We start from the raw sequence: 25449 nt of genomic DNA, 5'->3' as shown, positions 1-25449 counted from the left end.
AATTCAAGGAGGGTTCCAAATGAGAATCAAAGAAACACTTAATCTTGGTAAAACTGAATTCCCAATGCGTGGAAATTTACCAGTGAAAGAACTCGAACGTCAAAACGTTTGGGCAGAAAACAAAGTTTATGAACAACGTCAAAAATTAAATGAAGGCAAACCAACTTTTGTCTTACATGATGGGCCTCCATATGCAAATGGTAATATTCATATTGGACATGCATTGAATAAAATTACTAAAGATGTGATTGTTCGATACAAGTCAATGTCTGGTTATCGTGCACCATACGTTCCTGGATGGGATACACATGGTCTACCAATTGAACAACAATTAACCAAAATGGGTTACGACCGGAAAAAGATGAATACCTCTGAATTCCGTGATTTATGTCGTAAATATGCGCTCGAACAAGTTGACAAACAACGTGAAGATTTCAAACGTTTGGGTGTTGCTGGTGAATGGGACAATCCATATTTAACTTTACAAAAAGAATATGAAGCCGCTCAAATTCGAGTATTTGGACAATTTGCAAAGAAAAATCTGCTGTATCGTGGTAAGAAACCTGTTTATTGGTCATGGTCATCTGAATCTGCTTTAGCTGAAGCTGAAGTTGATTATAAAGATGTTGTTTCTCCATCGGCTTTCTACGGCGAACGCGTTGTGGACGGCAAAGGGGTACTTGATACCGATACTTACATGGTTGTTTGGACAACTACTCCATGGACAATTCCAGGTTCTGAGGGTATCACAATTGATGCTAAATTTGATTACGCGATTGTGACTCATGATGGGGATGACACTAACAAATATGTCTTAGCAGCTGAATTGGTCGATAGTTGTGCTGAATTATTTGAATGGTCTGATGTTAAAACTATCAAAGTTGTTAAGGGAAAAGAACTTGATAACGTTACCGCACAACATCCATTCCTTGCAGATAAGCAAATGGTCACTATGCTTGGTGATTTTGTCACGACTGATGCAGGTACTGGCCTTGTCCATACTGCTCCTGGCTTTGGTGAAGATGATTATAATATTGGCCGTAAATATGGATTAGCCGTTTTCGTTCCAGTTGATGATCGTGGATATTTGACTGCTGAAGCTGGTCCTGATTTTGAAGGCGTCTTTTATGAAGATGCTAACCAAATTGCTTTGGATAAGTTAAAAGATGCTGGTTTGCTATTAAAATATATGCCATACGAACATAGCTATCCATTTGATTGGAGAACTAAAAAACCAATCATTTTCCGTGCGACAGATCAATGGTTTGCTTCCGTTGATAAGATTCGTGATGAAATTTTGGCAGCTATCGATGATGTTAAATTTACACCTGATTGGGGTAAAGTTCGTCTCCACAACATGATTCGTGATCGTGGCGATTGGGTTATTTCACGTCAACGTGTTTGGGGTGTGCCATTGCCAGTGTTCTATGCGGAAGATGGAACTCCAATTATCGAAGAAAAGACAATTAACCATGTGGCTGATTTGTTTGGTGAATTTGGTTCTAATGTTTGGTTTGATCGGGACGCAAAGGATTTGTTACCTGACGGCTATACTAATGAACACTCACCTAATGGAATTTTCAAAAAAGAAACAGATATCATGGATGTTTGGTTTGATTCGGGAACGTCACACCAAGGTGTCTTGGCTGAACGTGATTACCTAACCTATCCTTCAGACATGTATATGGAAGGCTCAGATCAATACCGTGGCTGGTTTAATTCAAGTTTGATTACCAGCGTTGTAGTGTCTGGTAAAGCTCCTTACAAGTCAATCTTGTCACAAGGCTTCACGCTTGATGGCGAAGGCCGCAAGATGAGTAAGTCAATTGGTAACACAATCGAACCAAGTAAAGTGATCAAACAAATGGGTGCAGAAATTATTCGTTTGTGGGTAATGAGTGTTGATTCATCTGCTGACGTGCGTGTTTCAATGGAAATTATGAAACAAGTTTCGGAAAGTTACCGTAAAATCCGTAATACAATGCGTTTCTTGATGGCTAACACGACTGATTTTGATCCTAAGAAGGATACAGTTGAATACGATGATTTAGAATCAATTGACCAATACATGTTGGTTCGTTTAAATGCTTTCGTTGAAGAAATTCGTGCACATTATGAAAATAATGAGTTTTTGGACATCTATAAAAAGCTAATGAATTTTGTTACGACTGAATTATCTGCTTTTTATATGAACGTGGCCAAAGATGTTGTTTATATTGATGCAGAAGATTCAAAGACTCGTCGCTCAATGCAAACTGTCTTCTATAAGATTTTGGTTTCATTTAGCCAATTGTTGACACCAGTGCTTCCTCATACAACTGAAGAAATTTGGGCATTGTTGAAGGAAGACGAAGAATTTGTTCAATTATCTGAAATGCCAGAAGTGACACATTACGATAATGAGGCAGAATTAATTGAAGCGTGGGGTTCATTTATGAACTTACGTGGACATGTGTTGAAGGTGCTTGAAGAAGCACGTGATGCTAAAGAAATTGGTAAATCACTTGAAGCGCATCTTGATTTATATGTATCTGAATCAAACAAGAAGATGCTTGAAGCATTAAATGCTAATGTTCGTCAAATGCTGGAAGTTTCTGATTTACACGTCGCTTCAATTGACGAGGCACCAGCTTCTGCAACTGACTTTAATGATGGAGTAGCTTTGACGGTTACACCTGCTGAAGGTGACGTTTGTCAACGTTGTCGTATGACAACTAAGGATGTTGGAACGGATGATGCTTATCCAGAATTATGTGCGCGTTGTGCATCAATTGTTCGGGCAGAATATCCAGAAACAGTCACAGAAGGATTAGAAAAATAATTTTTCAATAAGTTAATAAACATTTGCTTAAAAGTTGTTAATTTTAAATGATAATAATATCGATTATTACTTATTAAGAATCTGAAACGTATTTCAATCTTGTATGATATTGTTTTTTGAAATTCACAAGTTAAACAGTTACAATATTTTAATTTTTACTGGTTCTTTGTCAAGAAGTACTGATGACCTAGAATTTCACAATCATTAACATCAAGCTGCTAGTTTCTCCGTTGTCGGGGAATTAGCAGTTTTTTGTTGTTTTGTGAGAGATATGAAATTTTTAGAATAGAAACTATTTTTAAATGCAATTAGAATTCGAATCTTGAAGTGATAGAAGTTTCTAAACCCGTACGCAGTACGCTTTATTACTTTAATTTTGTTGTTACATCCTTCTACAGGACCTGTTGGATGTAAGCTGATTCCTGAGACAACTTTTAAGAGAGGGTATAATGAATAAATCATCTCAAAAGGAAGGAATTTTTACATGCCAACTCGTTACGACAAAGAATTCAAACAAAACATTATCAACCTATATAAGCAAGGAGAATCAGCTGCCCAACTGGCCAGAGAATATGGCATTGGCTATTCAACAGTTCATAAGTGGATCCAGGGCCAGGCCAAAACTCAATCCGGTAAATCGCCAGACGAAATCAAAGCGATGGAAAAGCGACTGGCTTCGCTGTCTGAGGAGAACGAAATCCTAAAAAAAGCCCTGGGCTTCCTTGCGCAGAAGTAACCAATATCTTTGATTACATTCACCAAGAAAGCCATCACCACCAGGTAACCAAGATGTGCCGAATCCTCGGTGTTTCCAGAGCTCAGTATTATCGTTATCGATCCCCCAAACCTTCAAAACGCCGGGCCGAAGATGCGGGCTTGAAACAACGGATTCTGCGGATCTTTGCGGAATTTAAGCAGCGATACGGTGTTATGAAGATCCACCATGAATTGAATCTGGAACTTCAACCACTGCAGCTTTGGTGCAGTCCACGACGGATTTCCCGGCTCATGAAGGAACTGGATATCCACTCCGTTACCGTCAATAAGTGGAAAGCGGCTTCGGCTTCCAAAACCAAGGTTGAACAGCGTCCCAACTTGCTTAAGCAGGATTTATCGACTACTGGTTTAAATCAAAAATGGACCGCTGATATGACCTATATTCAAACGAAGCGTAATGGCTGGTGTTACTTATCAACCATCATGGACCTGCACTCACGACGGATTATCGGCTATTCGTTCTCAAAAAAGATGGATACTGATTTAGTCTTAAAGACCCTTGAAAGCGCGGTTAAAAATCGAACCATTACTGGGGACCTGATTATCCATACGGATTTAGGATCACAGTATACCATCGATGATTACAATCAACGTTTAACTGAGCTACATATCCGCCACTCATACAGCCGTAAGGGTTGTCCGTATGATAATGCGCCAATGGAATCCTTTCACGCTTCCCTCAAAAAGGAATGTGTTTATCCAGTGCCGGTCTTTGAAGATTATGAAACTGCTGCTGCCGTCCTTTTTGAATATGTGCATGCTTTCTACAATAGGAAGAGAATTCATAGTTCACTGGGCTACCAGACCCCCTTACAAGTTGAAATTGCAACACTTACGAGCCAAATGGCCGCCTGATTTAATGCTTTCCAGGGTTCAAATAAGTTATTAATCGCGATTAATGATTTATTTGAACCCTGGAAGGTAAACGCGGTTCTGAATGTCTCTTAAAATCTGTCTCAAATATTGACTTCAATCCAAAATATTTTTAGGAACAACAGAAAACATGACAAGTAATCTTTATCGGTGTAGAATACCAATATTGAAGATAAACGAAGAGAAGGTGAATGCTATGCAATTAATTAAAGTACATGGCTCAGAGAATGATTTTTATATGTTGGATGCGACGAAGTTAAATCGTCAACTTACGGAAGATGAAATTAAACAATTAGCAATCAACATTTGTAATCGAAAATCAGGACTAGGTGACGGTGCTGATGGATTACTGTGGATTAATAAGTCAGAACATAATAATGTCATCGGTAAAATGCGTGTAATTAATTCTGATGGTAGTGAAGCTAGTATGTGTGGTAATGGGCTCCGATGTGTTGCTCGTTATTTGGCTGAAACAAATCACCAACAATCATTCACCGTGGAAACGATGGAAGCAGACTTACCTGTCGCAAAGATGCCATCACTTGCTGCTGGTGTGGAAACGTACCAAGCACACATCGCACCAGTGAGTTTTGCAGCTAAAGATTTAGGTATGCACGTTAATAATGAAGCAGATACGTTAATTGACCAATCGATTGCTGAATTAGACACAGATTTGAAGTTTACTGCTGTTGCTGTACCTAATCCACATTTAATTGCATTTGTTGATGAGGAAACCATCAATGGTGATTACCTCGGTGAGTTAGGCCGTTATTTGAATAACAAAACTAATCCAGTTTTTCCAGATGGAGTGAATGTCAGTTTTGTACGTATTTTAGGAAAAAATCAAATTTTTGTACGGACTTTTGAACGTGGCGTTGGGTACACTAATGCCTGTGGGACAGCAATGTCAGCCTCAAGTTTGGTTAGTGTGTTATTGCATAGTGATCAAGTATCAAATAATACAAACATTTCAGTATGTAATCCAGGAGGAATGGTTAACACAGTAGTTCACCATTCCGTTTCAGAAGATGACTATATTGATTTAATTGGTAATGCGACTTTTGTTCGTACGGTTGAAATAAATCTTGAAGATGCATTAACATCGAATTTTGAACATGTTACAATTAATGAAACTAACGAACAAGCTGCGTATGAACAGTTTATTCAAACTTTACAAACTGCATAGTGTAAAATCAAAATGATTGGACGTAATTTAAATGTTACAAGGGGTCGTAAAAAGTTTTGATGCACTCAAAGGATTCGGATTCATCGAGGTTGAAGATGAGCCGGATATTTTTGTGCATTTCAGTGGAATTGAAGGATCAGGGCACAAAGAACTTGAGCCTGGCCAAAAAGTTGAATTAGTCGTCGTTGCCGGTGTGCGTGGACCTCAAGCAGCACATGTCCGCGTAATTACTGAAGAAGATGAGGAGGATAATAATGAACTTTGAAGAAAAGCCAATTGAATCCAAAACCGTCTATGCTGGTAAAATTATTGACGTTGAAGTGACCACGGTGGAATTACCCAATGGTAAAACAGCCACAAGGGACATTGTTCGTCATGTACCTGCTGTCGCTGTGTTAGCAATTACTGCTGATAATCAAATGATCTTGATGAAACAATGGCGGGCACCAATTGATGCACTGACGTTAGAAATTCCTGCTGGAAAACTTGATGAGCGAGACCAAGGTGATATGTTAGGAGCTATCAATCGTGAATTAAATGAAGAAACTCGTTATAGTGCGGGCAAAGTTTCTGAAATTAGTTCCTTCTACACTTCAATTGGATTTTCAGATGAATACATGACACTTTATTTAGCCAGAGAGTTATCACCGGTAACTACCGAATTACCACAAGATGAAGATGAAAATTTGGAACTAATTACAGTTTCACTCAAGCAAGCGTTGGAAATGGTTAAGTCTAAGGAAATTGTTGATCAAAAAACGATTATGGCAATTTATTATTGGGCAACTTTGCAACAAGGTGAGTAATTATGGCAGAAAATGAAAAGCCGTTATCGCGAGCAGAATACAAACGACAACAGCAAAATGAAGAAAATGAATTAAAAGAGCGCGATAAAAAACGCTTAAAAGCAGAACGCGATTATGCTGCAACGCATCCTCAGAATAATCCAGAACCAGAAGAGGCGCCAACTCGTTCCCGAAAAGGGAGAACTGTGCCTATTTCAGGTGAAGATAAATCGCGAAAAATGAAATCAAAATTAAATATTGCTATTGTTGGACTTGTCATTGCAATTGTGGCAGTTTACTTGGTTCTATTTTTTGTAGGATAATGGAGAATTGAAATGAAATATGGCGTAATTTGTGCAATGCCTGAAGAAATTAAAGAGTTAATTGATGCATTGGACTATAAACAAGAAATTGAATTAGGATCAAAAACTTACTACGAAGGTATGATTAGTAACCAGGCGGTAGTTCTGGTGGAATCTGGTATTGGTAAGGTTGAGGCTGGGATTACCACTGAACACTTAATTAGTGAATTTAATGCCGACGTTGTTATTAACTCTGGCTCAGCTGGTGGAATCGGTGAAGGCTTAAAAGTTGGCGATGTCGTTGTTTCGTCTGAAACGGCTTATCATGATGTTGATGTGACGGCCTTTGGTTATGTTTACGGCCAACTGCCTAGTCAACCAGCGACATTTAAAGCTTCTGAAAAATGGTCTCAAGCTATTATCGAAGCGGGCAAATCAACCGGTTTAAATGTTTTGTCTGGATTGATAGTTTCTGGAGATCAATTTGTAGCTAGCAGTGACAAGATTAATGAAATAAAAGCTAATTTTCCAACAGCACTTTCAAGTGAAATGGAAGGTGCAGCCGTCGGACAAGTAGCCAATGACCACGATGTACAATATGTCGTGGTACGGGCAATGTCTGACACAGGCGATGAAGATGCCAGTGTGTCGTTTGATGATTTCATCATTGATGCAGGCAAACGTTCAGCTAAAATGCTGTTAACGTTATTCGCAAATCAAAACAAGTAGAGGTATATAATGAAGCAAGTTTATTTAGACAATGCTGCGACGACACCCATGTCGTCCGAAGTGATTGATGTAATGGTTGATAAGATGCAAAATGTGTACGGTAATGCTTCTACTGGCTATGGTTTAGGTCGTGAAGCTAGTATGGTGATGGAAGTTGCTCGTCGGGCTTTAGCCAAGAGTATTAATGCCAAAGAAACTGAAATAATTTTTACAAGTGGTGGAACCGAAAGTGACAACACCGCAATTTTCCAGACGGCTCGTAGTCGTGCAAAGCTAGGCAAACATATCATTACGACGGCCATTGAACATGAAGCAATTTTGCAACCACTTGAAACATTAAAACAAGAAGCTTTTGAAGTTACTTATTTACCAGTTGATGAGCACGGTAATATTTCTATCGATGATTTTAAAAACGCTTTGCGTGGTGATACAATTTTAGTATCCATCATGATGGGTAATAATGAAGTAGGTAGCCGGATGCCGATTCATGAAATTGGTGAAATCCTAAAAAATCATCAGGCCTGGTTTCACACAGATGCTGTGCAAACGTATGGCTTGTTGGATATCGATGTAAAAGCTGATCATATTGATATGTTGTCAACCTCAGCACATAAGATTAATGGACCTAAAATGATGGGCTTTTTATATAAAAGCAATCAGACAAATTTTCCTAGTTTTATCCAAGGTGGAGAACAAGAAACGAAGAGACGTGCTGGAACCGAAAATGTACCCGGCATTGCAGCATTTCAAAAGGCAGTGGAGGCACTTACCTCAGAAACAAAAGCTGCTCGACAAACAAAGTATTTTGGCTTTAAACAACAAATTATTAATGGATTGAAAGCTAACGATGTGAACTTTGAAATTAATGGTGAATTAAATGAAAATAGTTTAAATCATGTTTTCAATATTTGGATTCCAGGGATTTCGACCTACATTATGCAAACCAATTTGGATTTAGCTGGCTTTGCTGTCTCTGGCGGATCAGCATGTACGGCTGGTAGTCTTGAACCATCACACGTTTTGACCGCGATGTTTGGTGAAGATAGTCAGCGTATTAGTGAGTCCATCCGCATTAGTTTCGGTCGCTATACAACGGAACAAGAAATTACAGACTTCATTGAAGCTTTAAGTTCAATTTATCAGCGCTTAACAAAATAGACGAGGTGGTTGGGGAAATGGCATTTGAAAAAGCAATTAAACTTCCAGGAGATACGGATACTTATTCAATTAGTTCAGAAATAAAAAGTTATGCATTACGTGATTTGGGCTTTGCAATTTCCAAACGTGGAACGTATTCATATGAAGCGCCATTGGACCAAAAGTCACCATTTACACCTGCAGCACGCTTGAAAATATCGGTTAGCCCTGAGTTGGATGGATTCAAAATGAATACTGTCAATCAGAGTGGTACAATGGCTGTTAATATTTTTACTCATGCTAGAGCTGCTGAGTTTACGGAGCAACTTCATTTTATTTTAAACGGCATGATTGACCGTGGCATTTTTGTTAAAAGCTAATCCTCTAAGTAATATAGAACGAAAAAATGGTACTCACTGAAATAATTTCAGGAGTACCATTTTTAGTAACTATTGTTCCTTGATGATGCCAGCCATATTGTTGTAAATTCTTTCAATATCAGCAGACGTCCCACGTAGCTCATAATCATCAATGACGGGAGCGTCAAATTTCTTGGAATATCGACGGGCGGTTAAACAATATTGTTCATTAAAATTCATATTGCCGCTACCAACAATTCCAATGCAGAGCCTAGAGTTATTATGGAAGGCGATGTATTCACCAAGTGAATTTGTCATCAACTCTTTAACACCAGAATCGATACCATTACCACCATCTAAATAGGTAGGGACGAATGCAAAAAATTTCTCTTGCTCGTCCTCAAAGTCGGTTTGATCGGTTATTTCACGCAGTTTAACAAGTGGTTTATCGGAGTTAATTGCATTTTGTTGATTGGAGTAACGACAAAGACGATCTAAAAATGATTGCGTATTTCCTTCGATAGAAATATATAGAATATAGATTTCTTTCAAGTTGTTACCTCTTCTTTCTTCCCAACATGTATAATAATACATTACTTCATGATTTTAAAAAAGTAAACGAAATCAACTATTTATATTTATTATATTCTGATAAGAGATAGATTACCATACTCTCAAGGGTTTTTAATTTAAAAAAATGTAAAAAGTTCGGAACTGTTTATAATTTGTTATTGATTGATAATTTTCGGTTAATTAAATGTTTAATAAAAAGTGTTAATAGATGAACAATAGTAGGGTTTGTGTTATTATTTTAAGTACTGGATTATTACGACCTTCAACTCGTGGATTTTTCCAGAATCTATATGAATGATGGTGATGAAATGACAGATCACAGTAAAACTCGTGTTGTAGTCGGCATGAGTGGCGGCGTCGATTCATCTGTTGTAGCTTTGCTGCTTAAGCAGCAAGGCTATGATGTGGTTGGTGTGTTCATGAAAAATTGGGACGACACTGACGAGAATGGCGTTTGCACGGCTACGGAAGATTACAAGGATGTGGCAAAGGTTGCTGCGAAAATTGGTATTCCATACTACTCAGTTAATTTTGAGAAAGAGTATTGGGATCGTGTATTCTCATATTTTCTTGATGAGTACAAAAAAGATCGCACTCCTAACCCAGACGTTGTTTGTAACAAGGAGATTAAGTTTAAGGCCTTTGTTGAGTACGCTCAGCAATTAGGTGCGGACTATATCGCAACTGGGCACTATGCTGATTTAGAGCGTGACGAGAATGGTAACATGCATTTAATGCGTGCCACCGATCAGAACAAGGATCAGACATATTTCCTCAGTCAACTTGGACATGATCAACTTGACAAGGTAATGTTCCCATTAGCTAAATTGACTAAGCCGGAAGTGCGTGAAATCGCCACTAAGGCTGGATTAGCCACAGCTGACAAGAAAGATTCCGTTGGGATTTGCTTCATCGGTGAGAAGGGTCACTTCCGTGATTTCTTGAGTACCTTTATTCCTGCTAAGCCAGGTGATATGGTAACACTCGATGGTGAAGTTAAGGGCCAACACGCTGGTTTAATGTACTATACTATTGGCCAACGTAAAGGTCTTGGTATTGGCGGAGGCGGCGAGAATAACGATCCTTGGTTTGTAATTGGTAAAGATCAAACTAAGAACGTCCTCTATGTCGGTCAAGGCTACCATAACGAAAAGCTCTATGCGACTCACTTGTCAGCTAGTGATATTCACTGGGTTGATGGTGATGATACCAAGAACGGCGAGTCATTTGATTGTACAGCTAAGTTCCGCTATCGTCAGCAAGATGTCGGTGTATCCGTCAAAGTTGCAGACGATGGTAGCGAAGTAACTGTGAAGTTTGATGATCCAGCTCGTGCCATTACCCCAGGACAAGCCGTTGTCTTTTATGATGGTGATGAGTGCCTCGGTAGTGCAATCATTGATGTAGCTTACAATGAAGCAAAAACACTTCAATATGTCTAATGAAATTCAAATAAGGTGGCTGGAAAAAAACTAATTCCAGGCTATAAAAAATAAAGGGACTTTGGAAAAACACTCCAAAGTCCCTTTAACTATGTACACAGGAAGTAAATTCCTGTTATGATGTTAGCGACCAAACCAAACAACAAAACAGTAAAGGAGTTTCCTTCCATGTACAAGAATTATAACACAGCACAAACTAGCATCGCTTTAAACTTAAATTTTGATATTCCTAATAACCATATTGCGAGACTAATTGATATGTTTGTTGAGACAATTCCGCATAATATTATTGAAACCTCTGTGGCGACCACTGGTCGTCCTGCTTATCATCCGGCTATGTTAATAAAAATGCTCCTTTTCGCGTATTCTCGCAAAGTATTTTCTGGACGTAGAATTGTTGAAATGAATACCGAAAATATTCCAATGAAATGGTTGAGTCAAGATGCCACAATTTCTTACAAAACAATCAATAATTTTCGATCCAGTAAAGAAGTTTCTAACTTAATCAAGATTTCCGGGTATAAAAAATATGTAAACAGTTGAAGTTTGACGGTATAATTGGGATAATGAAGTATTGAAATTAAACATAGGTGAAAAATGACAAAGTTATATTTTATTAGACATGGAAAAACTGAATGGAACCTCGAATCAAGATACCAGGGAATGCATGGAGACTCGCCATTATTACCACAGAGTTATGATGAAATAAAATTATTAGCTAAATCGCTAAAAGGAATTCCATTTTCACGGTTATATGCAAGTCCCATTAAGCGTGCAAGAATAACGGCATTTGAATTAGTGGCCGATTTGAAGCAGCCCATTAGAGTTAGTTTAATGAATGAATTGGCTGAATTTAACTTGGGTAAAATGGAAGGAATGCTATTTTCTGAAGTTGAGCAACAATATCCGGTGGAATTTGATGCGTTTAGAAATCATCCAGATCAATATGATCCGACTGCAATTGGAGCAGAATCATTTCCGGCATTGATTCAACGATTTAATCACGGAATTCATGAAATTTTACAAACTGCAGCAGATGACGAAAACATTTTGGTAGTTTCACACGGGGCAGCGCTGAATGCAGCATTGAATGGAATTGTCGGAGTACCTCTTGCTCACTTACGAGATCGCGGTGGCTTAAGTAATACCTCGACTACAGTTCTTGAAACGAAAAATCATGGTCAAGATTTTAAAATTATCAGTTGGAATCAAACTGACTATTTGCATAAAGAGAAAGATTTGACAGACACAATTTAGGGGTGGAAGATGATGGACAATCAATCAAAGGGTCAACGAGAAAAGATGAAGGAACAGTCTGAACAGCTGATTTCAAAATTAGTTGCGGCAATTGATCAGCATCCAGATAAGGTTCAAAACTACTATGATTTGGGCTCACTATTAACTAAATTGAATAGCCATGAACAAGCGGAAGAACTGTTCATGAAGGCGTTAGGGTTGTTCGAAAATGATACTAAATCTACTAATTTGCTTAAGTATGGTTTAGGGAATTTATACTACGAACGTGGTAACTATGATGAAGCGATTAAAGAATATAACCAAATTGAAAATCCAAAACTAAAAGCCGATGCTTATTTAATGTTGGCACAAAGTTTGGTTCAAAAACATGATTATAAACGTGCCTTGGCATATGGGATTACGGCTCATGATTTACGTAAGCAAGATCCAGAAATCAATGAAGTGTTGGGGGATGCATTTTTAGCACTGGGTGATTTTAGACAGGCCAAAGCCTATTATGATGACATTTTAGAACACCATCCTGGTCGTGCTGAAACACAGTTTAATCGTGGCTTGGTTGCAATGGTGTTGGGTGAAGAATATCATGATTATTTGGCACAAGCTAAACAACTTGACCCTGACTATTATGCTAGAAGCGAACAAAAAATCGCAGATATTGAAAAGACACTACAAGATAGTAATAAATAATTAAAAGAGGAGAAACGCGAAATGGACAATTCAATGAATTTATTTGAAAATCCGAGTGAATCTTCTTTTTTTGTGGGCAAAGTTGAGGCTACCTTTTTTGCCAGTCAAGATAATTTTTACAAGGTATTGTTAGTTAAAGTTGAAGAGACAAGTTTTGATTGGCATGACGATGAGGTGGTTGTCACTGGAAACTTTGGTGAAATTAATGAAGAAACATCTTACAGATTTGAAGGCAAGCTGGTGGATCATCCTAAATATGGCCAACAATTTCAGTCTAGTAATTATCACAGCATGCAACCAACGACTGCAGAAGGTTTAATTACCTTTCTATCTGGCGACCAGTTCAAAGGTGTTGGAAAGAAAACTGCCGAAAAAATTGTTGATGCACTTGGAGTAGGTGCAATTGATAAAATTGTTAATGATCCAGATGCTCTGACTGGCTTAAACTTAAAGCCTGCCATTGTAAAAACTCTCATTGATAATCTGGCTGATTCAAGAGGAATGGATCAAATAATCATTGGATTAAATGATTTTGGCTTTGGGAGTTCGCTAGCTACATCAATTTTTGAAAAGTACCGTGATGAGACATTAATGAGAATTGAAAAAAATCCTTATCAATTAGCTAGGGACATTGAGGGAGTTAGTTTTAAAAAAGCTGATCAAGTTGCTGAGAAGCTGCAAATTCCTGCTGATGATACTCGAAGAATTGATGCGGGTGTATTGCAAGTCTTAGATGATGTGACGATGCAAACGGGCGATACATATACAATGGCTAAGCCGTTACTCACACAAACCGTTCAATTGTTAGAAGAAAGTCGGAATGTCAGAATTAATCCCAAACAAGTGGCTGATAGGCTGGTTGCATTGGCAAGTTCTAACCAAATTGTTGCGCAAGATAATCGAATTTATCCAACTAATTTATTTAATGCTGAATGGCAAATTGCTGAACATTTGCATCGGCTGAATAGTGATGAAGATGTCTTGTCTGATGATAGTAAAATCGAAAAGACCATTTTAAAAATCATGAAACGCAATGATATCGAGTATGATGAGTCTCAAAAGCAGGCCATAACGCAAGCGTTAAAATCGCGTATCTTCCTATTAACTGGTGGACCTGGTACTGGAAAAACCACAATTATTCAAGGTATTGTGACTGCATTTGCAGAGTTACATCAGTACTCTTTAGATATCAATGCGTATAAAGATACGCCATTTCCAATTTTACTTGCCGCACCCACTGGTCGTGCTGCCAAACGAATGAGTGAAACGACGGGATTACCTGCCAGTACCATTCATCGGCTACTTGGTTTGACTGGACGTGAAGAATCAAACGATATTAACGTGCATGATTTAAACGGATCATTATTGATCGTAGATGAGTTATCTATGGTAGACATTTCACTATTTAAAATGTTATTAGCCGCAATTCCAAGTACGATGCAAATCATTCTTGTAGGAGATAAGGATCAATTACCTTCTGTTGGACCGGGTCAAATATTCCATGATTTACTGGATTTTTCTAAATTACCAAAGGTTGAATTGTCCAATATTTATCGACAGTCTGAAGAATCATCGATTATTCCATTGGCACATGCTATTAAATTAGGTGAGGTTCCAAATGACTTAACAAAACAATTTAAGGACAGATCGTTTATTCCATGTCGAACAGATCAAGTTTCTGAAGTTATTCAACAAATTGTTGAAAGGGCAAAAACACGTGAATATTCCAAAATGCAAGTTCAGATATTGGCACCAATGTATCGAGGAAGTGCCGGTATCAATCGCTTAAATTCAATTGCACAAAATATTTTTAATCAAATTAAAAATGAAAAAACTAAGTCAGTTGAATATCGGGGTGAAGAATTCCGGATTGGAGATAAAGTTCTCCACTTAGTAAACAGCCCTGAAAATAATGTGTTCAATGGTGATATTGGGACAATCGTCAGTATAGATTTGGGTGTACCTCAAGAAAAAGGGCCAAAAACAGATAGAATGGTGATTGAATTTGATCAAAATGAAGTGACTTATACCAGAAATGAATGGCAACGATTAACATTGGCGTACAGTATTTCGATTCATAAATCACAGGGTAGCCAATTTGAAATGGTCATCTTACCAATGGTTTCACAATATAGTCGTATGCTACAACGAAATTTGTTGTATACAGCAATAACGCGAGCTAAAAGCAAACTGGTGCTAATTGGCGAACCGCGAGCTTTTGCTCAAGCAATTAAAAATGAGGCAGTAAATCGTAAAACTACCTTACTGATGAGGCTAGAGGAAATCTTCAATGGTTCGGTCATGCAGCCAATGATTGTCAAACCAACAGAAGATGTGCCTAAAACACAAACAACAACTGAAACTAATGAGCCAGATAACGAGTCAGAAAAGAAATCATATATCTTAACCATTAACTCGATAGAAAATGGTCAGATTGATCCAATGATTGGAATGAGCGGAATCAAACCTAAAGACTTTGTTGAGTCACAATAAATAGTAATAGAAACTTGCAAGCGGTGTGAATTGTTGCGATAATAAATCGAATAGAAAAATTGAAGGAGAGCCCACAAATGGTACAACAAATGAAAAATGCAGAAAATGTCAGAATTTTCGCTTTAAGTTCAAACAAACCTCTATCGGAAGATGTTGCTAAATCGCTTGGACTACCTTTGGGTGACTCCACCCTGAAACAGTTTGCGGATGGAGAAATTCAAATTACGATTGATGAGAGTATTCGTGGGTGTGAAGTCTATGTAATTCAATCGATTTCAGATCCTGTTAATACTAACTTGATGGAACTTTTGATTATGGTAGACGCTTTACGTAGAGCAAGTGCCAAAACAATTAACGTGGTGATTCCATATTATGGATATGCACGTCAAGACCGGAAAGCACGTTCTCGTGAACCGATTACCGCTAAATTAATCGCCAGCATGCTTGAAATGGATCGCGTTGACCGGGTAGTTGCATTAGATTTGCATGCTGCTCAGGTTCAAGGATTTTTCAATGTGCCAGTTGATCACTTGCTAGCAGCACCATTATTGGCAAATTACTTCTACAGTCAAGATATTCTTAAAAACATCGTGGTTGTCGCCCCTGATCATGCAGGAGTTACCAGAGCACGTAAATTAGCTGAAATCTTAAAAGCACCAATCGCAATTATCGATAATCGGAGTCCTGAAGAAATTGAGCGGTTAAATGAATCAGTTCCGGAATACGTAATTGGGGATGTGAAAGGGAAAACCGCAATTTTAGTAGATGATATTGTTGACACAGGGGTTCGAATGTCTGTCTCTGCCACGGCATTAAAGAATTTCGGAGCAGATAAAGTGTATGCGTGTGCGACACACGCCGTGTTCTCAAATTCGGCAATGAAAAAGATTGATGAATCATCAATTGAAAAAATGATTGTCACTGATTCAATTGATTTGCCTGAAGAAAAGAAGGGTGCTAAACTGGTCCAATTATCTGTCGGACCTTTATTAGCACAAGCTATTAGACATATTCATAATAATGAACCGGTGGATGCATTATTTATTAGTTCAGATAATAAAAACGCTCAGATTTAGGTGTAAGATGCATTAACAAAGAGGGAATGAGAATATGACAGAATTTAACTTAGAAGATAGCAGAAAACAACTAAAAATTGCTGTTAAAGAGTTCTTAGACCAGGCAGATTTTGCCAAAGACGCATTAGTTGTTTTAGGTTCAAGTACCAGTGAAATACATGGGAAAACAATCGGTAAAGATTCGTCAATTGAAGTGGGAAGAATGGTTATCGATGTTATTTTACCTGCCTTACAAGCAAGAGGATTACATTTAGCCGTTCAAGGATGTCAACATTTGAACAGAGCGCTTTTGATGGAACGTAGTGAAGCTGAAAAACGAGGATATGAAGAAGTTCTCGTGGTGCCCGCAATTCATGCAGGTGGAGCAACCCAAGTTGCCGCATATGAAAGGTTTGCTGATCCCGTTGAAGTGGAGCATATCGTCGCAGCTGGTGGAATTGATATCGGTGACACCGCGATTGGACAGCATGTTAAGTTTGTTCAGATTCCGTTGAGAACCTCTGTAACTGAAATAGGATTCGCACATATCACATATTTAACAAGTCGTCCCAAGTTAATTGGTGGCGAACGAGCACAATATGTTTGGAAACCAATAGATTAATATTAATCATAACCGCCCGTAAAACGGGTGGTTTGTTCATGGGCTATAAGCCCTATGTACTTGCCAGCGTCTCAAGGCGCTGGCTTTTTATTTCATCAAAGCCAATTGAATGCATTTGTCACTTTTGCCGCCACTTTAAGTGGCGACGTTATTACTTACCTGGAACCCTTAAAAGGGTCTTCATATTCTTTAACACTTAACTTATCTACCGCTTGATCATGCTTTTCTTGATCTCTAATATATTTTGTTATGGTTGCCTCATTCAAACCAACTGTACTAACATAATATCCTTCTGACCAGAAATGCCTGTTTCCAAATTTATATTTTAAATTCGCATGTTGGTCAAACATCATTAACGTACTTTTGCCCTTCAAGTATCCCATAAAGTTTGAAACACTTAATTTGGGTGGAATACTGACCAACAGGTGTACATGATCTGGCATCATGTGTCCTTCAATTATTTCAACACCTTTGTACTGGCATAACAACCTAATATCGTTTTGTAGATCCTTCCGATATTGATTATAAATGATTTTTCTTCTATACTTTGGTGTGAATACGATATGGTACTTGCAATACCATTTTGTGTGCGCAAGACTATTAAGTTTATTCGCCATATTTAATGCTCCCTTTCGATTTTTTATGTTGGCTTCGACACCTTCATGCTAAATCTGATGGGGGCATTTTTGTATAACCCATTTACTCTCCACCCGCATAGCAGGTGGTTTTTTGTTTCGCACACTTGACGTGCTCAACCAGGTCTAAAGACGCAAAATAAAATGGTACTCATTAAGTCGTGTAGACGACGGAATGAGTACCATTTTTTTAGATTGATGTTTGATTGTATTCAGTTACGGTTAATTTATTTGGTCCAACGATAATTTTGGTGATACCACCATTGAGAGGAAATTCATGAACAGGATCCATCGAGGAATCACCATATTGAATGGCGAGGGCACGAATCAAAGTCCCATGGCTTACAATTAGCACATTGTCGTTATCAGCAGATGAATCAAATATTTGATTGAAACCGTGATGGATTCTGGTAATAAATTCTTCGCCATTTTCTGCCAAACCTGTGGGGTCAGCTTTTTTCATTCGGTCACGGACGACTAACGGTGAAACTTCTTCCAACATTTCAGCTTGGGTGGAAGCACCATAGGGGGTCGCGATAGATTTCCAAGAGGACATATTATCAAGTCCTTCAAATAGTCCAAAAAAAGCTTCCCTAAATTCGGGTAATTCACCATTCAAATGTGACAGGTATTTATTTGGTTTGAGAATTAATTTGGCAGTATCAATGGCTCGCTTCATGTCAGAAGCGTAAGCAGAATTAAAATGGACGTTGGATAATGTATTGCCTGTGTCAATGGCAAGTTGGATACCCTTATCAGTTAAAGGCGAGTCTGCCCAACCTTGTAATTTGTCTAAGGTATTAAAGATAGTCTCTCCGTGGCGCACGATATATACGTTAACTGTTTTCATTATTTATGACTCCTCATCAGATTGTAAAAACTTATGAATATAGTTTACTACAAATAGTTAGGTTGTCATAAAGATTAAAATTGCGCCAACAAAAAAACAGTCATCGCAACGAAAGTTGACGACAACTGTTAGGATTTAAGCTAATTTGACGTTTGTACCGGCTGGGTAAAGTTTGGCAAAGAGGGCTGATAATTCCAGTTTACGTAATCTCTTGGGTACAAATGCACCAATTTTTTCTAGGTCAAACCCAGTTACGAGTTTATGCTTATCAAAAATAATTGGGTTTTTTAAGATATGTGGAGCTTTTTGAATGGCTTCTGATAATTGTTTCAAAGTCATTTGATCTGTATCTTGGTTTAAAGCCTTAGTATCCTTCGAACGTTTTGAAATTAATTCATCCGTTCCTTCAATTGAAAGGGTAAACAGGTTCATAATTTCAGCTTCAGTTAAGGGTTCGTTTTCAATGTTGCGTTGTTCAATATCTACATTATGTTCTGCGAGCCACTTAACGGCTTTACGTTTTGAAGGATCGTTTGTGTGAAAATACATTTTTACCATAATAGACACCTTCTCTTTCTTAGTTGAGGTAAATTCTACCGCACAATTGAAAAGGTATCAACTAATTTATTTTATTTTAGATAAGTAAATACTAAATCTTAATTAGTATGAATTTTTATTGAACATGAAGATCAACGCTACCAAATCCGTTGGTGAAATCACAGGTATAATGACCAGCTTCAAGGTGAGGTGGCAAGACAAATGTACCACTCGAAACTCGTTGTCCGGCGGTTAATTTGAGCCCTTGACTGTCGAGCTTTTTAACTAACCAAGACAAAGAATTAAGCGGGTTCCCTAAGACTTCAGTTGAGGCCCCGGAAGCTAATTCCTTACCGTCAAGTTTCAAAGTTGCTTCAACTTTTTCTAAATCTTGGACAGCCATAGTGGAAGTATCATGAGGAGTACCATAGACTACACGTCCACTGACAGCGCTGTCAGCCATTACCATGTGTTTTGATAATGATGGGAACCAATCAACAAAGCGTGCGTCAGGGAGCTCGACAGCGGGTGAAACAGAGGTCTTACGCAGTAAAGTTTCCAAGGAATCATTTGCTGAGAGATCTTCATTAGCTGTGAACACCAATTCAACTTCAATTAAGGGTTCCATTAAATCGGTCAGTTTAACAGTTGCTGGTGAAGTTAACCATTGATGTTCTACTTCGACACCGTATAAAGGTGAATCAGAATCAAACATGTCTTGAGTTTGCTTGCTAGTTAAACTGACTTTGTAACCACCAACTTTTTCCTTCTTTAATTCAGTTAAGGCGTGTTGCACTCGGTAAGCAGATTCATCTGTGGTGACTAAATCTTTAACATCTGCTTCAACTAGTTTAGTTTGTGTTTCCAGTGCGTTAAATAATGTTTCTGCAACTTTTGCTTCTTGAGCTGTTACGTCTGTTAAATTTGTCATATGTAATTCCTCCAATAAAATTATGTAAGTGTCATTAAGTAGATGAAAATTGGCCAATTTTCAAAAAATATGTTATTAAAACAAGAAAACACGTCCTAATAAAAAGGACGTGTTAGCGTGGTACCACCTTAATTGTAGTTAATAACTTAACTACATCTCGTGCCGAATCGGCGCTGATAATGGTAGCTACCCAATATAATATCAACTGAATGATGATTATATAACTCGTAGGCGATGTTCATTGATTTCCGGTTACCTTGTTTCACCAACCCAAGGTTCTCTAAAATTCAGAAAGCAACTACTTCCTAGTCGACGTTTTTAATCAAGTTTTAATAATGCTTAATCTACTCACTTTTGATTACTTTGTCAAATCTTTTTTTAAAATTTGATGATAAATACTGACTAATTATCAAAATATGTATTATACAAATTCAACAAAATTCAGGTTTTATGATAGTATTAGAACATTACGAAATAGATTGGAATTTATATTATGAAAAACAAGCATTTACCAGAATTTATCGTCATTTTAATTGTTTTGATTGCCGGAATAGGTGTTTTAACCTTTAATCAAGTCAGCAATCATCAGGCAAAAAAAGTAGATCAAACAAGTACCACATCCAAAAAGAAAGTGACCAAGCCAACGTTCAAAGGTAAATGGCAAGGATCAGCTAGCTACCCTAATAATCAAAAAGTTACTATAGAAGTAAACTTTACAGATTCAAAAAATTATACTTTGACAGAATCAAATACGGTGAGTCAGGTTTGGAAGCGAATCTACACTGGCACATACACAAAATTAAAAGGGGTTGTTAAATTAACACCGGAGTCTGTGGTTGTGACAACCTACGCATCTACTGATGATTTAACTTCAAATAATGTTAGAAATTCAGAAACTGTTGCAAAAAGTGATTTTTATCGTCAATTCGGTAATCAACAGACTGGTACTGTGAAAATTAAAAGTAATCACTTGATGGTTCAACATGATCATGAAAAGATAAAATTACATCTTGTAAAGTAATTGTAATTTTACTGTAACAATAAGTAAAGTGTGTTCAATTGAGATTGATTTAGCAACAATCCTCGTGTTACGGGCATTGTGTAATATGCATCTAATTCATTTGTATACGTTTGGTAACTGTTTTCAATATACAAATATCATGTTACTATGTAGCCACTGATAAATATTCTAGTTATCGAAAGCTCATTACTAAACAAATAGAAATTTGAGTGATGAGATAGTTTTATATGACGTTGTTAAAAAGAGGAGTGTGGAAACATGCAAAGTACTACGAAACAAAAACCGAAATATGTAAAAGGCGCTGTATTAGGTACAGTTGGAGCCTTAGGATTAATGGCAATTAGCACACAAACTGCTAACGCTGATACTGTTACAGTTAAAGCTGGAGACACAATTTGGGATTTTGCCCAAAAGTACGGAGTATCTGTTTCTGATATCGAAGCAAATAATGCGCACGTTCAAAAAGTTAATTCTTCAGTTGATTTGATTTATGCTGGACAAACGTTGAACATTTCAGCTGGTAGTACTACTGCTCCAGTTAGCTCAGCCGCAGTTGCTACAAGTACTGCTACTGCATCTAGTGCAAGTGCACTTAATTCAGACAGTACTTATACTGTTAAGAGTGGAGATTCAATTTCAAGCATCGCTTCAAAATACGGAGTGAGTGCTGATGTGTTAGTTTCAAACAACAACATTGATAATAGTAATTTGATTTATGTTGGACAAGTCTTGAACTTATCTACTACTGCCATTGCTGCAAGCAGTGCAGTCGCAAGCAGCGCACCCGCAGCTGAAAGTGCCGCACCAGTTGCCAGCAGTGCAGTTGTTGAAAGCGATACAGCCGCCGAAAGTGCTGCTCCAGTTGAAAGTGATTCAACTGTTGCAAGTAGCGCAGTTGTTGAAAGTGATACTAGTGCAGATACTACTGCTACTGATAGCGTTAGTGAAGCACCAGCATCAACTTATACTGAATCAACTAGTACAGCAGATACAACAAATTACGATACTGCCGCTGTTGATAATTCTTCAAGCCAAACATCAACTACCACAACTACGAACACTAATTCAGATTTACAATCAGGATCAGTTGTTAGTTTAGCTGTCAAATTAGCTAATGCCGGTATCCCTTATGTTTGGGGTGGAAGCAGCTTAAGTGGTATGGATTGTTCTGGATTGGTAGCATACGTATTCCAAAACGCTGAAGGTAAGTCATTAGCTCACTATACTGTATCGCTTGAATCTGAAGTAACACAAAAATCTGTTTCAGATGCACAACCTGGTGATTTGTTATTCTGGGGTAATCATGGTTCAACTTACCATGTTGCTATTTATATTGGTAATGGACAATTTGTTGCCGCTCCAGAACCTGGTGAAAATGTACAAGTTCAGTCAATTAGCAGCTATTTCATGCCTAGTTTTGCTGGAACTGTCAACTAATAAAAATGGCTCTTTGTCAAATAGCGTGAAAAAACAATAATCGCTGATGAAAAGCTTATGAATAGAAGTGTAATATCAATCTCAATTGATGATTGGTATTGCACTTTTTTCATACTTTAAAAGTTAAAAACTGCTGCTTTAAAATAAACTTGTTATGCAACTGAATCCTAATTCTATAAAAGTAATTCATTGAATTGGCATAGCCGTAGGCAGTTCTACCAATTTGTTTGATTCGTCTATTTGTGCCCTCTAATCGGCCGTTAGACGCATTATTTTCGAATGCTGCTTTAATTCCCTTGATGTACTTTTTATATGTTTTAATCACAGTATCCATTTCAGTTTTGTTATTTTTATAATTATTAATTAGTTGTTCTAATGGCGTGAAAGTATGATTAAACCGAGCGTCTAGAACACTTTGATAAACATCATACACTGTTTTAAAGTTCGGAAAGTCTTTAAAAACTAGTTGTAATGCATCCTGAGGATACATATATTCATGTACACCACGAAACCACTTCGTGTTTGAGGTATCGATATTACGTTCTGCTTTTAAGAAAAATTTCCAGTTTGATTTTAATAATTTGTAAACACGATTATGCTTCTTGTCGCTGAGTTCCCGTTGTATTTTGATCCTTTCAGATTGAACAGCTTTCATAGCTAATTGAACAATATGAAATCGATCGACTACAATAATAGCGTTAGGAAATAGCTCTCGTATGGGTGATTGGTACCCAGCGTTCATGTCCATAACAACAATTTCTACTTTTTGCCGGTTTTTTAATGAGAATTGTGATAAATATTGCCTAATTGATTTATTATCACGCTGAGGGTAAATTTCGATAAATTCACTGGTATTTCCGTTAAGTATTTCGAATCCAAAATGACCTTTTCGATATTTTACTTCGTCGATACAAACTACGTTTGGTAATTGTTGTGTTGTATCAGTTACGTAGTCCGAAGCGGATGCAGAAATAATTACATGTACTTTAGATGTTGATAATCTAGTAATATGAGCAATTAATTTTTCACTAATATCTTGTTTTGCCAAGTCAAATATTTGTTTCCAAAGAGGCTTAGTTATCTTTGAATTTTCAATAAAATCAGGTGATATTGAAGTACATGTACCGTAGCAATTTAAACATTGAAATCTTTGCTTGGTTAAGGTTAATTCTTGTTTGAACCCATTTGTAGAAGGTAATGATAGTCGGACTTCGTCGGTACCGTTATGATAGTAATTGCTTTCCATCGGAAAGCCACAGTATGGGCATCTTTCAGGGAACCTTGATAGTTCCCCGTATAGCATCAGCGTATCATCATGTTTATCATTATGAATTGTATGATTAAATTCTCCATTCTCATCAATCAAAAATTTAATTGATTTATCTGTTAATCCTGCAGATCTTAGTATAGAATTATTTATGGACATTAGTTTTACCTACTTTCATTTTGGTTTGCCGATTAAAGTGTAACACTAGGTATAAACTAGTGTCTTTTTTTACGGATTTTTAGAATGTACATAAAAAAGCGTAGAGGTTGTTAACCTTCCACGCTAAAAAGTATAGAGCCATAAAAATTTTCTTTGGCCATCCCATCTGGGGGGGCTTTTTATGTAACCAAATTGTAAAGTTAAAACTCTTAACATTTCCTTAAATTGGTGATATAGTCAGTGTTGCAAATTTGAATTTGCTTTTGATACTTTAGTACGCGAGGGAGTGTTTGGAGTGAGTAACAGATTTGAGATTCAGAGAGAATTGACTGACGCTCAAAACCAATTAGATAGTCTTTGTCAGAAAGAAGCTGACAGTTGTAAGACTGAATCTATTGGTACTGTAACAATAGAACCTAAATATGGAAAAGATATGAACGAACTTAGAAGTAAGTGTAGTGAATTAAGTATGATTTTGGAAGCTATGGACGCTTCTGAAGATTAATACTTCTAAGTCGTTAAAAAAGACATCAAAACTGTGTAGAGCAGTTTTGATGTCTTTTATTTTCTAGACTTAATCCAAAATGGGTATTGAACTGTATTCATTGATAAGTCGAAGAAACGGCTACCCATTTCTTCTCCATCTGATTGTCCGAATTCTAATGAGGATGTCGTTAAGCGAACTGAGCTTGATTTGTAGTGATGTACCCAATGAGAATTTAAGTGTTTTCCAGAGGGAATAAATAACGCAATCCATAACAGAATTAACCAGTTATGGCGTTCAATCACAATTAGTTCCAAGTCAGGATCGTGGACGTTGGCATTTGGCAAGATGGGAACCCCTCCACCAAAATATGGATGATTCGAGGTCGTCACAAGAAACGCTTTTTGATAGATATCATGATTGTTTCGGTTGTGAACCATTAATTGAAATGAATCTTGATGAAATAAGACACCAATTAGCGAAAATACATACGAGAGTGATCCTAGATGCAATTTGTTGAGTGCCTTTTTTGAAGTAGCAGAATTAGTGCGACTAACAATGGCAGCATCAAAGCCAACTCCAATATTATTCACAAAAAAGCCACGCTCATGGCGCATTGCTTCTTCATAATAGCCAACGTTGATGGTGGTTGGTTCTGTTAATGACAAAATATCTTCAAGTGCGGTCAATGGATCCGTCGTCATTTTTGAAGCAGTAGCAAAATCATTACCGGAGCCTGATGGAATGTAGCCAACAGGGACATCAAAAGGCAGTTCGCGACGATGCTTTAGCAGACCATTAACGACTTCATGCAGCGTTCCATCACCACCAAGTACCACGATAATGGAGTCGGGGGTCGCTTTCTTGGCCAACTGTAGTGCAATCTTTTCAGCGTGGCCACTATATTTGGATACTTTTAGTTCGTATCTAACATGTCGTTTTTCCAACTCTGCTTGCACGATTTCCCACGAATGTCGGGCATTTCCGCTTCCAGCTGTATTATTTAATATGATGTTTAGAAACATGGATG

General features: G+C 37.6%; 26 protein-coding genes, 2 pseudogenes and 1 other annotated feature. Of the genes and pseudogenes, 20 read left to right on the top strand and 8 right to left on the bottom strand.

Translation table 11 applies throughout. The features are described 5' to 3' along the window. Positions 1 to 19 precede the first annotated feature (19 nt). The gene (gene ileS / locus F0161_RS07685; RefSeq protein WP_150204233.1) at positions 20 to 2821 is read left to right on the top strand and encodes an isoleucine--tRNA ligase; all 2802 of its coding nucleotides are present in this window, start codon (positions 20 to 22) and stop codon (positions 2819 to 2821) included. Positions 2822 to 3031: 210 nt separating this feature from the next. Here ileS and F0161_RS11600 read toward each other — a convergent pair. After that, positions 3032 to 3223, bottom strand: a pseudogene (locus tag F0161_RS11600) (transposase); the annotation flags it as partial. Between the two features lie 82 nt (positions 3224 to 3305). Between F0161_RS11600 and F0161_RS11730 the strand changes: the two are divergent. The 9 genes from F0161_RS11730 to F0161_RS07635 all read left to right on the top strand — a co-directional run bounded on the left by F0161_RS11730 (position 3306) and on the right by F0161_RS07635 (position 8990). After that, entirely contained in the window at positions 3306 to 3557 is a 252-nt protein-coding gene (locus F0161_RS11730) for an IS3 family transposase (protein WP_002816285.1), read from the top strand. A gap of 5 nt (positions 3558 to 3562) precedes the next feature. Continuing rightward, positions 3563 to 4453 (top strand): IS3 family transposase, encoded by an 891-nt coding sequence (locus F0161_RS07670; RefSeq protein WP_318635340.1) that lies wholly within the window; start codon positions 3563 to 3565, stop codon positions 4451 to 4453. Positions 4454 to 4667: 214 nt separating this feature from the next. Beyond that, a complete protein-coding gene (gene dapF / locus F0161_RS07665; protein WP_137602655.1) occupies positions 4668 to 5657 on the top strand; it encodes a diaminopimelate epimerase in 990 nt (329 codons plus the stop codon). Between the two features lie 31 nt (positions 5658 to 5688). Then, positions 5689 to 5922 (top strand): cold-shock protein, encoded by a 234-nt coding sequence (locus F0161_RS07660; protein WP_137602654.1) that lies wholly within the window; start codon positions 5689 to 5691, stop codon positions 5920 to 5922. Beyond that, complete coding sequence (locus F0161_RS07655) at positions 5912 to 6463, top strand: NUDIX hydrolase (RefSeq protein ID WP_137602653.1); 552 nt, start codon at positions 5912 to 5914, stop codon at positions 6461 to 6463. Before F0161_RS07660 ends, F0161_RS07655 begins: the two co-directional genes overlap by 11 nt. A 2-nt stretch (positions 6464 to 6465) precedes the next feature. Then, on the top strand, positions 6466 to 6765 hold the full coding sequence (locus tag F0161_RS07650; protein WP_137602652.1) for a hypothetical protein: 300 nt from the start codon (positions 6466 to 6468) through the stop codon (positions 6763 to 6765). A 12-nt stretch (positions 6766 to 6777) separates the two neighbouring features. Then, the gene (locus F0161_RS07645) at positions 6778 to 7473 is read left to right on the top strand and encodes a 5'-methylthioadenosine/adenosylhomocysteine nucleosidase (protein WP_150204231.1); all 696 of its coding nucleotides are present in this window, start codon (positions 6778 to 6780) and stop codon (positions 7471 to 7473) included. A 9-nt stretch (positions 7474 to 7482) separates the two neighbouring features. Further along, positions 7483 to 8631 carry a cysteine desulfurase family protein gene (locus F0161_RS07640; protein ID WP_150204230.1) on the top strand — a complete coding sequence of 383 codons (1149 nt, stop codon included), beginning with the start codon at positions 7483 to 7485 and terminating at the stop codon, positions 8629 to 8631. Between the two features lie 17 nt (positions 8632 to 8648). Then, complete coding sequence (locus F0161_RS07635; protein WP_137602649.1) at positions 8649 to 8990, top strand: DUF1831 domain-containing protein; 342 nt, start codon at positions 8649 to 8651, stop codon at positions 8988 to 8990. Between the two features lie 69 nt (positions 8991 to 9059). On the opposite strand, the gene nrdI is transcribed toward F0161_RS07635, so the two are convergent. Then, entirely contained in the window at positions 9060 to 9521 is a 462-nt protein-coding gene (gene nrdI, locus F0161_RS07630; protein ID WP_137602648.1) for a class Ib ribonucleoside-diphosphate reductase assembly flavoprotein NrdI, read from the bottom strand. Positions 9522 to 9850: 329 nt separating this feature from the next. On the opposite strand from nrdI, the gene mnmA reads away from it, so the two are divergent. From mnmA to F0161_RS07595, 7 genes and pseudogenes are all read left to right on the top strand, one after another. After that, positions 9851 to 10984, top strand: coding sequence for a tRNA 2-thiouridine(34) synthase MnmA (gene mnmA, locus F0161_RS07625; protein WP_137602647.1), 1134 nt, complete (start codon positions 9851 to 9853; stop codon positions 10982 to 10984). Positions 10985 to 11152: 168 nt separating this feature from the next. Further along, positions 11153 to 11494 (top strand): annotated as a pseudogene (locus F0161_RS07620) (transposase); the annotation flags it as partial. Between the two features lie 87 nt (positions 11495 to 11581). Then, positions 11582 to 12241: a histidine phosphatase family protein gene (locus F0161_RS07615; RefSeq protein WP_150204228.1), complete on the top strand. Its 660-nt coding sequence runs from the start codon at positions 11582 to 11584 to the stop codon at positions 12239 to 12241. 12 nt (positions 12242 to 12253) lie between these two features. After that, positions 12254 to 12928 carry a tetratricopeptide repeat protein gene (locus F0161_RS07610; protein WP_137602656.1) on the top strand — a complete coding sequence of 225 codons (675 nt, stop codon included), beginning with the start codon at positions 12254 to 12256 and terminating at the stop codon, positions 12926 to 12928. 21 nt (positions 12929 to 12949) lie between these two features. Then, positions 12950 to 15421 carry an SF1B family DNA helicase RecD2 gene (recD2, locus tag F0161_RS07605; protein ID WP_150204227.1) on the top strand — a complete coding sequence of 824 codons (2472 nt, stop codon included), beginning with the start codon at positions 12950 to 12952 and terminating at the stop codon, positions 15419 to 15421. A 77-nt stretch (positions 15422 to 15498) separates the two neighbouring features. Continuing rightward, positions 15499 to 16497, top strand: a complete 999-nt coding sequence (locus F0161_RS07600; RefSeq protein WP_137602644.1) for a ribose-phosphate diphosphokinase — start codon at positions 15499 to 15501, stop codon at positions 16495 to 16497. Between the two features lie 34 nt (positions 16498 to 16531). Next, positions 16532 to 17098, top strand: coding sequence for a TIGR01440 family protein (locus F0161_RS07595; RefSeq protein WP_150204226.1), 567 nt, complete (start codon positions 16532 to 16534; stop codon positions 17096 to 17098). Positions 17099 to 17253: 155 nt separating this feature from the next. Here the strand turns inward: F0161_RS07595 and tnpA are convergent, their stop codons facing one another. From tnpA to F0161_RS07575, 4 genes are all read right to left on the bottom strand, one after another. After that, positions 17254 to 17715 (bottom strand): IS200/IS605 family transposase, encoded by a 462-nt coding sequence (gene tnpA, locus F0161_RS07590; protein ID WP_150204225.1) that lies wholly within the window; start codon positions 17713 to 17715, stop codon positions 17254 to 17256. 208 nt (positions 17716 to 17923) lie between these two features. After that, on the bottom strand, positions 17924 to 18583 hold the full coding sequence (locus tag F0161_RS07585) for a histidine phosphatase family protein (RefSeq protein ID WP_150204224.1): 660 nt from the start codon (positions 18581 to 18583) through the stop codon (positions 17924 to 17926). A gap of 135 nt (positions 18584 to 18718) precedes the next feature. Further along, a complete protein-coding gene (locus F0161_RS07580; protein WP_150204223.1) occupies positions 18719 to 19141 on the bottom strand; it encodes a Spx/MgsR family RNA polymerase-binding regulatory protein in 423 nt (140 codons plus the stop codon). Between the two features lie 115 nt (positions 19142 to 19256). Continuing rightward, positions 19257 to 20051: a 2-keto-4-pentenoate hydratase gene (locus F0161_RS07575; protein WP_137602813.1), complete on the bottom strand. Its 795-nt coding sequence runs from the start codon at positions 20049 to 20051 to the stop codon at positions 19257 to 19259. 100 nt (positions 20052 to 20151) lie between these two features. Beyond that, positions 20152 to 20373, bottom strand: a binding site (T-box leader). A gap of 171 nt (positions 20374 to 20544) precedes the next feature. Between F0161_RS07575 and F0161_RS07570 the strand changes: the two genes are divergently transcribed. Next, entirely contained in the window at positions 20545 to 21072 is a 528-nt protein-coding gene (locus tag F0161_RS07570) for a hypothetical protein (protein ID WP_150204222.1), read from the top strand. 258 nt (positions 21073 to 21330) lie between these two features. Then, entirely contained in the window at positions 21331 to 22509 is a 1179-nt protein-coding gene (locus tag F0161_RS07565; RefSeq protein ID WP_225423100.1) for a C40 family peptidase, read from the top strand. A gap of 109 nt (positions 22510 to 22618) precedes the next feature. Here F0161_RS07565 and F0161_RS07560 read toward each other — a convergent pair whose 3' ends face one another. Then, positions 22619 to 23935, bottom strand: coding sequence for an ISL3 family transposase (locus F0161_RS07560; protein ID WP_150203812.1), 1317 nt, complete (start codon positions 23933 to 23935; stop codon positions 22619 to 22621). A gap of 295 nt (positions 23936 to 24230) precedes the next feature. Between F0161_RS07560 and F0161_RS07555 the strand changes: the two genes are divergently transcribed. Continuing rightward, positions 24231 to 24440, top strand: a complete 210-nt coding sequence (locus F0161_RS07555; protein ID WP_137602811.1) for a hypothetical protein — start codon at positions 24231 to 24233, stop codon at positions 24438 to 24440. 56 nt (positions 24441 to 24496) lie between these two features. Here F0161_RS07555 and F0161_RS07550 read toward each other — a convergent pair whose 3' ends face one another. After that, entirely contained in the window at positions 24497 to 25444 is a 948-nt protein-coding gene (locus F0161_RS07550) for a diacylglycerol/lipid kinase family protein (RefSeq protein ID WP_150204221.1), read from the bottom strand. Between the last annotated feature and the right edge of the window lie 5 nt (positions 25445 to 25449).

The organism is Paucilactobacillus nenjiangensis, from assembly GCF_008632615.1.
Classification (GTDB): domain Bacteria; phylum Bacillota; class Bacilli; order Lactobacillales; family Lactobacillaceae; genus Paucilactobacillus; species Paucilactobacillus nenjiangensis.
Note: the sequence above shows the minus strand (reverse complement) of the source record. Positions and strands in the feature narration are given on the sequence as shown.